Source organism: uncultured Pseudoteredinibacter sp. (assembly GCF_947500695.1).
GTDB lineage: Bacteria > Pseudomonadota > Gammaproteobacteria > Pseudomonadales > Cellvibrionaceae > Pseudoteredinibacter.
The window spans coordinates 398,264-412,757 of record NZ_CANMSS010000001.1 but is presented as its reverse complement, the minus strand read 5'-3'; the positions used below and the strand labels follow the sequence as shown (position 1 = coordinate 412,757).

Genomic DNA, 14,494 nt, shown 5'->3' with positions numbered 1-14,494 from the left:
AATGAACTTACCTCGTGAAAAACCAAATCCTACCTACGCCAAAGACAATCCTCACCCAAAGCATCCAACTTAGCTTCATGTAACTGCATTTCTTCTGCATTGGCGGCAACCACTTTTAATGGCGCCCGCCCAGCGGCCAATCGGCGAATAGCACCAGCCTGAGCACCACTTGAATTTTCTTCGGATTCTGCACCGAGTGACAACATGGTTTGGCCACCTGTCATCATTAAATAAACATCGGCCAGGATCTCGGAATCGAGCAATGCGCCGTGCAAAACGCGGCCAGAGTTATCAACATCGTAACGCTTACATAAAGCGTCTAGGGAGTTGCGCTGGCCCGGGTGTTTATCGCGCGCCATTACTAAGGTATCGATCACCGAGCAATGATCGTAAACCTTGCCATGCCCTTTCCCTAGTAAGTTGAATTCATGATCAATAAAGCCCACATCAAAGGGCGCGTTATGAATAATTAATTCTGCACCACGAATATATTCTAAAAAGCTGTCGGCAACTTGTGAGAAGACTGGCTTGTCGGCCAAAAATTCATTGGTAATACCGTGAACTTCAATCGCTTCATCTTCTACCACACGCTGAGGGTTCACGTATTCGTGATAATGGTTGCCAGTGAGTTTTCGGTTGAATAATTCGACACAACCAATTTCAATAATTCGGTGTCCGGACTTTGGGTCGATACCGGTGGTTTCGGTATCGAGAACAATTTGACGCATTGACGGTCCCTAATAGTTTCGCAATTTCTGGCCTTGAGTTGCTTTGCTTTTAGCTAAGTTTCAGATTTACCTGGGAATCCCCTGATTGGCCAGCTCATCGGCAATTTCATTTTCTCTATGGCCGCTATGGCCTTTTACCCAGCGCCATTCGATTTCATGGCGCTTGCTTTCGGCATCTAACTCCTGCCATAAATCTGCATTTTTAACAGGCTTTTTAGCAGAGGTTTTCCAACCATTTTTCTTCCAGTTGAACATCCATTGGGTTATGCCTTGTCGGACGTATTGGGAATCTGTGGTTAAGATAACTTTACAGCTTTGCTTTAAGGCCCTTAGGCCTTCAATTGCTGCCATTAATTCCATTCGATTATTGGTGGTGTTTTTTTCGCCTCCGCATAGCGGCTTTTCAGTATCACCATAACGCAGCAATGCTCCCCACCCTCCTGGGCCGGGGTTACCTTTACAGGCGCCATCAGTAAATATTTCTACGGTTTTTAATTCTTGATTCAAAAATACTTCTCGTTCTTATTAGTGCTAAAACAAATGTAAACGGATTGCGCCTTTACCCAATAACGCATGCATACTATTCGGTAGTGGGTGCGCTAGGCTTGCCCTTGTTAATAACAAGTTTGAGCTTTTCTTTCTTAGCCTGCCGGCCAATCGCGGCACTACCAAACTGCTCAGCATTGGCTGGCTTTTGCCAACGCGGCTTAAGGGCATTTGCGGCGAAGACATCATTACGCGCTACCAAGGTGTAAGACGCTCCCCAATTCAAAGCACCCAGCTTCTTGCCCAGGCCTTCTAGCACACGACTGCGCTCTAACAGCGCGCTATTAGATATTGGGAGTCGGTAAAAGTGCGGGATAAGCTCAAGAGGTTGCAAACCCAACAATTGCAACCAATCTCGACTTGAGCCGGCCGTTAAAAAACGACGACGCCAAACTTGATTGCGCTTGAAAAAACGCGCGAGATTAGCAAATAAGCCGTACATACTCAAAGGGTTAAAGCTGGTAATGATCAAATGGCCATGATCAATTAACACCCGCTGGGCTTCTCGCAGCAATTCATGAGGGTTTGAAGAAAACTCCAAACAGTGATGCAGTAATAATACATCCACCGAATCGGTCGCCAGCGGAATTCGGCTGCCATCAAAAGGCAAAGCCGAAGCCTCTTCACAAAGCCCCTTTTCACTCAATGATTGGCAATCAAGAGATTCTTTCAGACCATCAAGCTGAACCATCTGAATCTTATGATTGATACGGCTTTCCTGCATGAGCTCGCAACCCTGGATATGACTGAAAGCACATAAATGGTAGCCAAAGCGATATCTCAAGAGTTCATCTATAGAAGCGTGCTCTTCCGATAAAATGGCCTGGCCCAATGGTGTATTGGACCAGCGGCCGATATCTTCAGCAAAGGCTTTTGGCGATTGCGGCACATTGGCGCGCTGATGTAACCATTGACGACATTGTTCTACAAGACTCACAATAAAGCCCTTTGCAGTTAGACAAACCTGATTTGACATGGCTACCCGCTCTGCTGATGCTAAAGCGTGCGGCTATGTAATTTTATAAACTATAACAGAAATAGCTTTAGCAGGCGGCCCTACTTTGACCTAAAACGGCGAAGTACTCGATAACAACCGCCGCACTGAAAAAGAACAACGGAGCCTGCCATCCATGGACTATACTATTAGCCCAATCGCTGCTTTTGATGACAATTACATCTGGTTAATCGATAACGGTGAGATCGCCGCTGTCGTCGACCCAGGCGACCCCAAGGTGGTATTAGATCGCCTTGAAACCGATAGCTTAAAACTGGTCGCCATCATCAATACCCATCATCACTTTGACCATACCGGTGGCATCAGTGAGCTTTGTGAAAAATACCAAGATTGCGTGGTCTTTGGCCCTGAAAGCCAAGAGCTAAGCCAAGTTGCTTGCCGCGATGGAGACAGTGTTGAAGTATTACCTGGCTTAAACTTCAAGATTCTAGAGGTACCGGGCCACACCTTGGACCATATCGCCTTTCACAGCAGTGATATGGCCACACCAGTGCTGTTTTGTGGTGACACCTTATTTGCCGGTGGCTGCGGCCGCATGTTTGAAGGTAACCCCGAGCAAATGCAGCAGTCACTGGAAAAGCTGGCCTCCCTATCTGGCCAAACCTTGGTGTATTGCGCCCATGAATACACTCTAGGCAACTTAAACTTCGCCCTTGCGGTTGAACCTGGAAATAGTGCCTTGGCCGAGCGTATGGAAGATGCCAAGGCGCTGCGTGAAGCCCAGCAAGCAACCGTGCCCTCTCTCATGAGCTTAGAACGAGCCACCAATCCATTCCTTCGCTGCCGCGAGAGCGAAGTTCAAAAATCAGCCAGTCAAAGGGCTAAAAATATTGTATCTAACCCTGCAGAAACCTTTGCCGTAATACGCAAATGGAAAGACAATTTTTAGGCGCTAGCTATTCGATATTAGCAACTAGCGCTGAACAACAGCCCCTATACCCTTAGGGGCTTGTTAAACTATCCTAAAGTCGCGAATTGGCACCGTATATTTAAGCGTACTGTTTAACAGTGTTTACCCATCTACGCCGCTATAATTTTACCTTGGGCTGATTGACCCAGACGGTCTGCCACTCTAGAATCGGCGCCTATTTCTACAATAAAAACACCCTAAAACGACCATTAGTAGTTAACGAATTATGCTTCGATTGCTTATTCCTGTCGGTCTTATACTGACTTTGGGCGGCTGTACCCAACTTGGCCAACAGTCAGATAAAACCGAGATTTCTCGCCACGATGCGCAATTGGAAGCCGCTAAACATACCAAGCGAGCTGAATTGCCGAAGGCTGATAGCTCAGAGCTAGCCAAGCAAAACTCTGCTATTGAAGCCAACAATGACAAAGCTTTTATAGCCGCAAACACAGATCCAGCCAGCATTGATATCGATCTATGGCAGCACATTCGCGATGGCTACCGTTTATCCGCTATCGAGCATAAACGCATCAACAAACAGGAAGATTGGTACGGCAAGCACCCCAATTACATGAGTCGAATCAGTAAACGGGCGCGTCCATACCTCTACTTTATCGTTAATGAGCTTAAAGCCCGTGATTTACCCATGGAGCTGGCACTTCTCCCTATCGTGGAAAGCGCCTATGATCCATTCGCCTACTCGCACGGCCGCGCATCCGGCCTTTGGCAGTTTACCCCGCCTACCGCAAAAGACTTTGGCTTACATAACAACTGGTGGTATGACGGTCGACGTGATATTGAAGCTTCGACCCAAGCCGCACTGGATTACCTAGAGAAGCTGCACAAGCGCTTTGACGGTGATTGGCTGCTGGCCTTGGCGGCCTATAATGCTGGCGGCGGAACTGTTAACAAAGCGATAAAACGCAATCGCCGACAAGGTAAAAATACCGACTTTTGGTCCTTACGTCTACCTAAAGAAACTCAAATTTATGTCCCTAGATTGCTTGGTTTAGCCAAACTGGTTGCCGAACCTGAAAAGTACGGCATTCAAATGATCAATATACCCGATGAGCCCTTCTATCGCCGCTTCGATCTTGATTATCAATTGGACTTGGCTCAAGCCGCCGAACTGGCCGAGCTTCCCATGGATGAGTTTTATCTACTTAATCCAGCCTATAACCGCTGGGCCACAACGCCTGATGGCCCTCAGCATATCCTAATCCCCATTGCGCAAGCTGATGCCTTCTCCAGCGGCTTGGAAAGTTTGGATGAATCTGAGCGCGTGGGCTGGAAGCGATATCAAGTTAAATCTGGCGATACGCTAGGCAAGATAGCCCGCCAGAACAATCTAACTCTAGGCGAGCTCAAGCGCATCAATCGATTAAGCAGCAACACTATTCGCTTAGGGCAAGCACTGTTTATACCTACCGCCTCTAAACCAGGCAAACACTATAGCTTTAGCCTGAATGAGCGTGTCGCTCGCAACCAAGGTAAAGGCCGAGTGCAGCGTTATAAAGTGCGTAGCGGCGATAGCCTGTGGAGTATTAGTCGTAAATTCGGTGTCAATTATGAGGATATCGCTCGCTGGAACAAGCTCAGCGTTAACGGCACTTTAAAGCTTGGCCAAAAGCTGCTGATTTATCCAAAGCAAGCTAACTATGCTCAGGGTAAGCAGCGAATCTCTTACAAGGTTAGAAAAGGTGACTCAATTGCCAGAATCGCTAAGAAATTTGGCACCAGTATAAAGTCGATTGTAAGAAGCAATGGTTTAAACCCAAAAGACTATTTACAGCCTGGACAAGCACTTACACTCTTGGTCGACCCTCGACGCGGTTAATTTACCAGCCCAGTCTAGACAGCTCTTAGTCTTGCCCGTCTAGAAAACGCCGAGCCGCTTCTTCATATTGTGAAGATCGCTCGGCAATAGCATCAAAGTCGTAAAAGCGCCGATACTTCTCGAGTAAGGACTGACGCAGACGCCCTGCCAGCTCAGCATCCGCTTCAAACAACTTATCAAAGTCGATTTCATACATCTGCAGACAAACACAGTCTTTAACGTAGTGAAGGCCGCGTAAAGCCGATAGGCGTGCAACTGGCACAGCAATGGAGCCATGCATTTGATCTTGTAAGCCCAGCAGATTCTTAGCCGTAGCGATAAAGCGATTGCTTTCTTCATCACGCTCAGCCAGTAAAGGCAGGTCTTGTGACTTATCCGGGTCGTAATAGAGGTGGTAGTTACTGGCCTTCAGATAAGCCTCATCGATAATAAAGGTAAGATTGCCCAACGGACGTATGCGCGGTAAATGACCTACGTCACTGCCTTCACGCAACTCAAAATTCATTAACAGACGACCAGATTTACCCATATGCAAAGCATGTGCTTTTTCGATGGCCAAACAAAGCATTTTAAAATGCTGTTGATCCAAAGGCATTTCGTCTAATGGTTTCGGCTCTGCTGGCAAGTGGTTCATCGCTTTCCTATCCTTTTTAACAGCGCATGAAAGGATTATAGCCAGTATTCACCAAGAATTTATACAGTAAATCCATTGTATTAAGCGTCGGTAAAGGATTGATCTGTAAGATTTTTGACGTTTTTTAGCACTAGCTTGAAATCTTCATACTATTTGACTGTTTTCATTTAAAGGTGTGACATAATTCACAGATATAGTGTTAGAATACTTGTGACATAATTAACAATACCAAAGGAAAAGGGTAACGGATCATGAAAGTTAAGCATCTTATTGGGGTGATTGGCTTGGGGCTTGTAACGTCAGTGGGCACTACCGCTCAAGCACAGACAATACAGGAAGCCATTAGAACTGCTATTAACTCTCATCCGGAAGTGAGTGCCGCTAAGCACGAAGTACTCGCCAGGGAACAGGAAATCAAGGGTGCCAAGGCTGGTTACCTGCCCACTGTTGATGTCGCCGCCGGGTTCGGTAAAGAAGACACTAAGTCTCCTACTACCGGCCAACAAGACGTCAGCCTAGACCGCACAGAAACCTCCATCTCGGCTCGCCAACTGGTATTTGATGGCTTTGCGACCCGCTCAGAAGTTAAACGCCAAGAAGCTCGCACCCAGAGCGCAAGACACGAGGTAGAAAGCACCTCTGAAAATATCGCTTTGCGCACTGCTGAAGTTTACTTATCCCTATTAACTCAAGCAGACCTTCTCAAATTGGCTGAAGCCTCTTTGCAAGAGCACAAAAGTATCTACGATCAGATGACTCTACGCAATCAATCTGGCGTAGGTAGCCGCGCTGACTTGGACCAAATTGCCGCTCGTTTAGCACTTGCCGAAAGCAACGTTGTTGTCGCCCAAGCAAACTTGATGGATGCTGTGACCAACTACTACCGCGTGACCGGTGTTATGCCAGAGGTTGAGGCACTTTCAATGCCTAGCAACAATATCGACCTACCTGCCAACCTGGAAGACGCGGTGGAGCTTGCCCTGCAAAGCCACCCCACCCTAAAAACCGCCAACGCCGACATCGATGCGACTATAGCCCAAGCTGAAGCCGCTAAAGCCCCATTTTGGCCAGATGTACGCTTAGAAGCTGATGCCAGCTGGAATGAAGACACAGGCGGCGTAGTCGGCGAAGACGAGCGTCAAGTTATTGCGTTACGCATGCGATACAACCTGTACCGCGGTGGCGCAGACAAGGCACGCCGTAAACAGACTCACTACCTGTTAGAAGAATCTAAAGATGTACGCAATAACACCAGCCGCCAAGTGGTTGAAGGCTTACGCCTTTCATGGACAGCGTTTGAGTCTGTTTCTTCCCAGCTGCAGTATTTGCAAGCCCACGTTGATGCTGCCCAGGCAACCAAACAAGCTTATATTAACCAGTTCAATATCGGTCGTCGTACCCTACTTGATCTGCTAAACACAGAAAATGAAGTTGTTGATGCTAAGCGCAACTTGATTCGTGCGAGCTACAACCAGAAGCTGACCGAATACCGCATCTATAACTCTATGGGTCTACTGCTTCAAAAACTAGCAATCTAGTTCATCGCCAGCATATTGGACTCAAGCTACTAAAGCCGGCATTTGCCGGCTTTTTTGTGTTTACCATAACAGCTCAAGAACCCTCTCATTCAAAGCCCTGATAAGCTTCCACGGCACTTTCGAGTCATAGACACCCTCGGTTCGTGTCGACGGCCAAACACCGCCATTTAGGCCCACTCCAAACTATCGTTACCAAACCATGATTTTGTCGTGAATGAGTTTTAGTGCTTGCTTTTTAAAAAACACTGTATAAAATCACATGTACTGTATAAATAAACAGACCAAGAGCGAAAGCCATGATCAAACTTACAGCACGCCAACAACAAGTTCTCGATCTCATCAAGTCTTACATTGATGATACCGGTTACCCGCCAACACGCGCCGAGATAGCTAAAGAGCTCGGCTTTCGCTCTGCCAACGCTGCAGAAGAGCACCTCAAAGCCCTAGCTCGAAAAGGTGTTATTGAAATGATTGCAGGCGCCTCACGAGGTATTCGATTACCTATCGAGCAGCAAGGTATTCCTCTAGTTGGCCGTGTTGCTGCAGGTAATCCCATCTTGGCTGCAGAGAATATTGAAGATTACTGCGATATTCCAAGTTCCTTTTTTCACCCTACCGCTGACTTCCTACTCAAGGTACAAGGTGAAAGTATGCGCAATATTGGCATTTTAGACGGCGACCTAATTGCCGTTCACAAGACCGAGCGAGTGCATAATGGTCAGATCGTAGTTGCCCGTATTGACGACGAAGTAACCGTTAAGCGCTACGAAAAGATTACTAATCAACCCTTGATTTACCTACACCCTGAAAACGAAGAGTTTTCTACGATTGAAGTCGATTTACGCGAGCAAGAGTTTGCCATTGAAGGCCTTAGCGTTGGAGTTATTCGACGCTAATCGTACCGAAGCGTAAATACAGCACACTAGCCAACCCAGGGAGTAAGACCATGAACCAAGCAGCCATCCAAAGCACCCAGCAGGAAGCCGTATCTGAGCACGGTTTGACCGAACTGGTGGTGACCCATGAGCAAGATAATTATCTGCAATGGCTTTTACCTATGGTCGCTCACTTCAGTCAACAGGATAGTGGTCGCTGGTTAAGCTGGGTTGGCGCTGAAAACATTAGCAAGGAGATGCTTCTTCATTACGGCATCGACATTAGCCGCCTGAGAATAATAAGACTAAGAGATAAAAGTGACACCCTATGGGCAACGTGGGAAGCCTTAGCGGCTGGCAATAGCCATATGGTGATCAGCAGCCCAGGTGTACTGAGCCGCCAAGAATATCAGCAACTAAAGCAAGCTGCCAAAACAGGAGCCTGCCAAGGACTAATGCTAAGAATGCGTTAATTAGGGTATATTAAAAAAGGCTGTATAAGGTTGCTGTAAAGGTAAAGACAAAAAGAATCGCAGGGAAACTTTGAATTAAATTAGCGGTTTAGGTCGAACATTGCACATACTAACCCGCACCAAGCAGCCTTAGTGAATTTGCACAGGCCCTGAGTCCATCTCCATTTCTTCATTAGAATCTTCTGCCTTCTTGGCTTCGGCAATTTCACTGGCCGCTTCCAAGCCAGCTTGCACCATTGCCCTAGCAACTTCAATTTTGGCGTCTTGCAGATAAAAATTAGATTCTTCTGAAAAATGAATGGTCAACAAAGGCTCACCTTTGTCCTCAGCCCTTTGCAAGGCTACATCGCCGTTAGCTAACTCGACAATTTCAAATAAGACGGTGTCCATTAATACTCCAGAGATTGAATATGCCGGCAATTCTAACAGCTTTCGCAGTAGGATTCGAATAGCGTTCTTCTAAGAATAACAGCTAATAGGTGGCTGTCATTAATACTCTTCGCTGAGTTTCATTTGTGCGTCAAAATATTGCTCAAAATTCAATATAGCCGCCTTTAGGCTACTTAGACTGGGCTGCGGTGCAGGCTCGGATACCGCGATGACATTTACAGGGCTATTCTGCTCTACAAACATTGAGTCATTTAAATCTTCAACTAGGCTCATGATCTTTAGAAAATCGTCAAACCAATCACTTTGTTGAAGCTGAATAATGCTCGCAGGAAGAAACTCGACTGAACATTCCTTACCCTGCCTGTTAAATTCAGAGAGACTGTTAGGGTAATGCTCAGCGCCCTGCTCTGGCGTTTCATGGAGCAGCCAAGCATCGCACATGGCCTGTATGATAAGAAATCCTCCCCTCAAAAAGCTAAGCTTTTCAAGAGGAAGTGTCGCTGAGTCGACGGCTTTGCACTGACACTTCGCCAACTGCAGCTGGGTAAAAAATGGACGATACTGATCCATTATTTTTTCTTGCTTTTGGCCTTGGGCTTGGCCTTGGCCTTAGTCTTGGCTTGGGTTTCCACCCACTTACCACCCTCGTAAAAAGCTTTCCAGCTGCTCGCCTTACCATCTATCTCGGTCTGAACATATTGCTCTTTAGTTTTGCGACTAAAGCGAATAACCGCCTTATTGCCATCTGGGTCTTCTACCGGCGCGCTAAACAAGAATTTATACTTCGGATCAATCTCATTCTTGTGCGGTAACAGTTCTTCAACCAGTGGCGCCCGTGTTTCACGATTTTTAGGGAATTGACTGGCCGCAAGGAACATACCTGAAGCTCCGTCACGCAAGACATAATGGTCCTCCACCTTCTCACAAGCCAGCTCTGGCATAGGAACCGGATCCATCTTTGGAGGTGCCGCTTCGCCGTTTCGCAGTAATTTACGAGTGTTCTTACAAGACTCCGACATACAGCCAAAGTACTTACCAAAACGGCCCGTCTTCAGCTGCATCTCGCTGCCACATTTGTCACACTCTAAGGTCGGGCCGTCGTAGCCTTTTAACTTAAAGCTACCCGCCTCTACCTCAAAACCACTGCAATCCGGGTTATTACCGCAGATATGCAGCTTACGCTGCTCGTCTAGCAGATAGCTGTCCATCGCCGTGTCACACAGTTTACAGCGGTGCTTGTTACGTAGCTGCTTAGACTCCGCCTCGTCATCCTCATCAAGGTTTAACACCTCGTCACCAGATACTAAGTTCATGGTGTGCTTACAGCGTTCCTTAGGTGGTAGCGCGTAACCCGAGCAACCTAAGAATACCCCTGTACTGGCCGTACGAATCTGCATATGTCGACCACACTGACTGCATTCGATATCGGTTTCCGTAGGCTGATTCGCCCGCATCCCACCTTCAGCAACCTGCGCTTGGCTGAGCTTCTGGCTAAAACCGGCATAGAAATCATCGAGCAACTTATCCCATTGCAAGTCGCCCTCTGCGACCATATCCAGCGATTCTTCCATATTGGCCGTAAAGCTGTAGTCCATCAGGTCGACAAAGCTTTCGCTTAACCTTTCGGTCACAATGTCACCCATCTTTTCTGCAAAGAAACGACGTGATTCAGTATGGACATAGCCTCGATCTTGAATGGTCGAGATGATCGAGGCATAAGTAGATGGACGGCCAATGCCGCGCTTTTCTAATTCTTTTACCAGGCTCGCTTCGGTGTAACGTGCCGGCGGTTTAGTAAAGTGCTGCTTTGGATCAAGCTTCTGAAGATTTAAGTTGTCGCCCACCTTAAGCTCAGGCAGCACCACATCCTCTTCTTTTTTGGATTGCGGCGGCTGAACCTTCATAAAACCATCAAAACGAATCACGCGACCACGGGTTCTTAATTCGAAATCCCCTGCCGCTAAGGCAATCGATGTACTGGTAAATTCTGCTGGTGGCATTTGACACGCGACGAACTGGCGCCAAATTAAGGTGTAGAGGCGCTCAGCGTCTCTCTCCATGCCTTTCAATTGAGTCGGCTGCACCGCAACACTAGAAGGTCGAATCGCTTCGTGTGCCTCTTGGGCCCCCTCTTTACTGCTGTAGGAAACAGGCTTTTCCGGTAGATAGGCCTTGCCATATTCTTCAGCGATAAAATCACGACAGCTAGCGACAGCCTCTTGACTTAAGTTGGTAGAGTCGGTACGCATATAGGTGATGTAGCCGGCTTCATACAAACGCTGAGCCATCATCATGGTTTTCTTTACAGAAAATCCTAAGCGGGTGCTGGCCGCCTGCTGCAAAGTGGAGGTAATGTAAGGCGCGCCAGGCTTAGCCTTGGTGGGTTTATCATCGCGAGAAACCACTTGATAGCTGGACTGCTGCAGCTTAGCAACAGCCGACATGGCTTGCTCTTCGTTAACAGGCTTAAAGGCCTTGCCGTTTTCTTTCTTAACCTCAAAGCGAATTCTTTCCGCATCTTGGGTATTTAGATCAGCAAAAATATCCCAATACTCTTCAGGGATAAAAGCTCTAATTTCTCGCTCACGCTCTACAATAAGTTTAACGGCTACCGACTGGACGCGGCCAGCAGATAAGCCTCGCGCGATTTTTTCCCAAAGTAATGGAGAAACCATGTAGCCCACTACACGATCAAGAAAACGGCGAGCCTGCTGGGCGTTTACGCGGTTTTGATCAATTGGGCCTGGGCTTTTAAATGCCTCTTGGATAGCGGATTTTGTGATTTCATTAAAAACCACACGGCGGTAGCGGCTATCATCGCCACCGATAGCCTCACGAAGATGCCAAGCAATGGCCTCTCCCTCTCTATCCAAGTCCGTCGCGAGGTAGACAGTATCAGCATCTTTCGCCAATGCTTTTAGTTCAGCGACAACCTTTTCTTTGCCGGGTAGGATCTCATACTTTGCCTCCCACCCGTTTTCGGGGTCAATACCCATACGGCTAATCAGCTGAGCCTTAGCCTTACGCTGCTTGTGGATTACTTTATCTTCGGGCGAAAGCTTACGGGTAATAGCAGCCTGACGAGCTCTTTCTTTGGCATCTACAGGTGCTTTTTTACCACCAGAGGTCGGCAAATCACGAATATGACCGACACTGGATTTAACGACAAAGTCCTTACCAAGATATTTATTGATTGTTTTGGCCTTGGCAGGCGATTCCACGATTACCAGGGATTTTCCCATATTATCCTTCTTAAAAAATACTCTTATCCTGCTTTTTCATACGGCCCATTAATAATAGAAGGCCAGCAGGCTTTCATAGCCTAAGGGGCGCATATATATAGCCAAGCGCTCTTGGGGTCAAGTATGAGCGACATGACTGACCATAAATTAACCAGACACCCAACTATTTTCGGGCAATGCACAGGCGGTACTGGACAAGCCCTTTTTTAGGAATACCATAATCCTTGTCGATTTCAACCAATAATTTGTTTTTACTAAAGCCAACGTAGTTGCTGCCGATGACATTTATACAAATGTACGTCTAGTACAGCTTAATTGGATTTTACTTAAGCATCACTGAATTCACTGCCAGATTTATGTCCGCTTCTTTCATTTTATATACTGCACTCGCCCTTGCAGTGTCCTCTTTAGCGCTGCTCGCTTACGTGAATTATCGTGAGCGTAAACAAGCTGAGCATGCGTTAAAAATCAGGCAACTCAGCCATGCGGCCGAGGTGCTGGAAGACATGCTTAACAACCTAGAAGGCCTTAGCCGTGAAAAGGATCTTTTTTGCACTCTGGCGCAGGAATTAGTCCGTCGTTATCAAAAGCTTTTTGATTTTGACTCACAGGCCAATAATGTCGAAGTTCGTATACAACGGGCCCAACAACTTTTGGAAAGCTATCAAAGTAAAGGAAATACCAAAACCATAAATCGCATTCGCCCTAACGACCAAGCAATTAACAAAGCCGAACGACAGATCCAAGAGGCAATTGACACTCTGATTCATATGTTTAATGGCAAACATATTGATGACAAAACCCTTGGACCATTGATGCGAGAGCTGGAATACACCCAGTTGTCTGTGGAGGTTATTTCAGGGGTCGCGCAAGGGCATAAGCTATATAATGAAGGGGAATTTGTTGATGCAAATTCGCACTATTTTCACGCTCAAAAACTTAGCATGCAGTCGAAAGCAAAGCATCCAAACCGCCAGCGCCTGATCGATGAACTGGGTGAAATTATTAATCGCGAAAGACTGGCACTCAGTGAAGACCTAATGCCTGAAACGCTGTACAACCCCGACCCAGATAGAAAGCCGATGAACAACCCAGGGACAACTCTGGAAGATGCGCTTACCGTCGAGTGAAATTGGTAAGAATTGAAAACTTATCGTTTATCTCTTACATTTTCCAATACGCCTTGACCGTCCAACCAGTTCATTAAAACTGGAAATACCTCGACAAGGTCGTCCACCTGGGCGCCTTTTTCAAGCCAATACAAACCAACGCCCAGAGGGGTAAATTCTATCGCTAGTACCGACTCTGGAAGTTTGTCTAAACACTCAGCAAGCTCTGGACTTAAGCTAAATTGTGCTGCCTCACCTTCTTTCCAATCCCACGCGCCATGAAAATGCACTTCATGAGTAAAGCTACTGCGTTGAAGCAAGAGGCTCTGCTCGGGACAAAAACGTTTATCGGTCCAACGTTTTTGGTAGATGGCAATTGTGGGGGCTACGGTAAAGCTCTTTAGATCCCCTGTAACCGTAGCGATGCGGCTTTGCAAGCCCAGCTCTAGTGCACGCTGGCGCAGATTCGCCAGCTGTCTCTGACGACCACTAGGCTTCATAAGCATAATCGGCCCTAGCACCATCGCCACCGCCAAAACAACAAAAATAACACCTATACTCAAGCTAATAGTTCCCCATCATTATTACTTAACCCAGCGAAATTGACCTGAGTCATATTTCATCACGGTAAAAATTTACAGCGGCGGTAATTTACCGCTAAGATCATGACATAAACCTCACAGGAGACAAGTCATGGCCAAATACCAAAAATCACTAATCGCCGTAGATCTAAGTCAAGAGTCCAGCGAAGTTATCGAGCGTGGCTTAGCCGTATCCAACGGCTGTAATGTATCCTTACTCCATGTTATTGAACCACTCACCTTTGCCTATGGTGGCGATATTCCAATGGATCTTTCTGAGGTTCAAGAGCAACTACAGAGCCAGGCCCAGGAAAAACTCCATAAACTGGCCGAGCAACATGGTATCAAGACTGCTGACTGCCAAGTTGTTGTTGGACAACCCGCCTCTGAAATTCATCGTATTGCTGACGAGGCCGAAGTCGACTTAATCATTGTCGGCAGCCACGGGCGCTCTGGGCTTGCCCTGTTATTGGGCTCTACCTCCAATGGCGTGCTGCACGGAGCAAACTGTGATGTACTCGCCGTACGAGTTCATCCGAGCGAGTAAATCAATTTAACATGGCGCAAATGCTCGCATTTGCGCCAGCTCTCGCATTTGCCGCTGCCCATAATTAAA

General features: G+C 47.0%; 15 protein-coding genes. 7 read left to right on the top strand and 8 right to left on the bottom strand.

Going from position 1 to position 14,494, the window contains the following annotated elements; translation table 11 throughout:
* Positions 1-29 precede the first annotated feature (29 nt).
* The 3 genes from dnaQ to Q1A08_RS01505 all read right to left on the bottom strand — a co-directional run bounded on the left by dnaQ (position 30) and on the right by Q1A08_RS01505 (position 2,211).
* The gene (dnaQ, locus tag Q1A08_RS01515) at positions 30-728 is read right to left on the bottom strand and encodes a DNA polymerase III subunit epsilon (protein ID WP_299768699.1); all 699 of its coding nucleotides are present in this window, start codon (positions 726-728) and stop codon (positions 30-32) included.
* 66 nt (positions 729-794) lie between these two features.
* Positions 795-1,235 (bottom strand): ribonuclease HI, encoded by a 441-nt coding sequence (rnhA, locus tag Q1A08_RS01510; protein ID WP_299768696.1) that lies wholly within the window; start codon positions 1,233-1,235, stop codon positions 795-797.
* 73 nt (positions 1,236-1,308) lie between these two features.
* Positions 1,309-2,211, bottom strand: a complete 903-nt coding sequence (locus tag Q1A08_RS01505) for a methyltransferase domain-containing protein (protein WP_299768693.1) — start codon at positions 2,209-2,211, stop codon at positions 1,309-1,311.
* A gap of 193 nt (positions 2,212-2,404) precedes the next feature.
* On the opposite strand from Q1A08_RS01505, the gene gloB reads away from it, so the two are divergent.
* Positions 2,405-3,178, top strand: a complete 774-nt coding sequence (gloB, locus tag Q1A08_RS01500) for a hydroxyacylglutathione hydrolase (protein ID WP_299768690.1) — start codon at positions 2,405-2,407, stop codon at positions 3,176-3,178.
* A gap of 247 nt (positions 3,179-3,425) precedes the next feature.
* Entirely contained in the window at positions 3,426-5,036 is a 1,611-nt protein-coding gene (locus Q1A08_RS01495; RefSeq protein WP_299768687.1) for a LysM peptidoglycan-binding domain-containing protein, read from the top strand.
* 25 nt (positions 5,037-5,061) lie between these two features.
* Here the strand turns inward: Q1A08_RS01495 and Q1A08_RS01490 are convergent, their stop codons facing one another.
* Complete coding sequence (locus Q1A08_RS01490; RefSeq protein ID WP_299768684.1) at positions 5,062-5,670, bottom strand: hypothetical protein; 609 nt, start codon at positions 5,668-5,670, stop codon at positions 5,062-5,064.
* 251 nt (positions 5,671-5,921) lie between these two features.
* Between Q1A08_RS01490 and Q1A08_RS01485 the strand changes: the two genes are divergently transcribed.
* The 3 genes from Q1A08_RS01485 (at position 5,922) to Q1A08_RS01475 (ending at position 8,556) form a co-directional block, all read left to right on the top strand.
* Entirely contained in the window at positions 5,922-7,208 is a 1,287-nt protein-coding gene (locus Q1A08_RS01485) for a TolC family outer membrane protein (protein WP_299768681.1), read from the top strand.
* A 296-nt stretch (positions 7,209-7,504) separates the two neighbouring features.
* Positions 7,505-8,104 (top strand): transcriptional repressor LexA, encoded by a 600-nt coding sequence (gene lexA, locus Q1A08_RS01480; RefSeq protein ID WP_299768678.1) that lies wholly within the window; start codon positions 7,505-7,507, stop codon positions 8,102-8,104.
* Positions 8,105-8,154: 50 nt separating this feature from the next.
* A complete protein-coding gene (locus Q1A08_RS01475; RefSeq protein WP_299768676.1) occupies positions 8,155-8,556 on the top strand; it encodes a SulA-like leucine-rich domain-containing protein in 402 nt (133 codons plus the stop codon).
* A 129-nt stretch (positions 8,557-8,685) separates the two neighbouring features.
* Here Q1A08_RS01475 and Q1A08_RS01470 read toward each other — a convergent pair whose 3' ends face one another.
* The 3 genes from Q1A08_RS01470 to topA all read right to left on the bottom strand — a co-directional run bounded on the left by Q1A08_RS01470 (position 8,686) and on the right by topA (position 12,188).
* Positions 8,686-8,946, bottom strand: a complete 261-nt coding sequence (locus tag Q1A08_RS01470) for a hypothetical protein (RefSeq protein ID WP_299768673.1) — start codon at positions 8,944-8,946, stop codon at positions 8,686-8,688.
* A 99-nt stretch (positions 8,947-9,045) separates the two neighbouring features.
* The gene (locus Q1A08_RS01465) at positions 9,046-9,516 is read right to left on the bottom strand and encodes a hypothetical protein (RefSeq protein ID WP_299768670.1); all 471 of its coding nucleotides are present in this window, start codon (positions 9,514-9,516) and stop codon (positions 9,046-9,048) included.
* Positions 9,516-12,188, bottom strand: a complete 2,673-nt coding sequence (gene topA, locus Q1A08_RS01460; RefSeq protein ID WP_299768667.1) for a type I DNA topoisomerase — start codon at positions 12,186-12,188, stop codon at positions 9,516-9,518. The genes Q1A08_RS01465 and topA overlap by 1 nt, the downstream gene beginning before the upstream one ends.
* Positions 12,189-12,544: 356 nt before the next feature.
* Here topA and Q1A08_RS01455 point away from each other — a divergent pair, with 356 nt between their 5' ends.
* Positions 12,545-13,318 (top strand): hypothetical protein, encoded by a 774-nt coding sequence (locus Q1A08_RS01455; RefSeq protein WP_299768664.1) that lies wholly within the window; start codon positions 12,545-12,547, stop codon positions 13,316-13,318.
* Between the two features lie 20 nt (positions 13,319-13,338).
* Here the strand turns inward: Q1A08_RS01455 and Q1A08_RS01450 are convergent, their stop codons facing one another.
* A complete protein-coding gene (locus Q1A08_RS01450; protein ID WP_299768662.1) occupies positions 13,339-13,860 on the bottom strand; it encodes a hypothetical protein in 522 nt (173 codons plus the stop codon).
* A 130-nt stretch (positions 13,861-13,990) separates the two neighbouring features.
* Between Q1A08_RS01450 and Q1A08_RS01445 the strand changes: the two genes are divergently transcribed.
* Positions 13,991-14,425, top strand: a complete 435-nt coding sequence (locus Q1A08_RS01445) for a universal stress protein (RefSeq protein WP_299768659.1) — start codon at positions 13,991-13,993, stop codon at positions 14,423-14,425.
* The last annotated feature ends 69 nt before the right edge of the window (positions 14,426-14,494 follow it).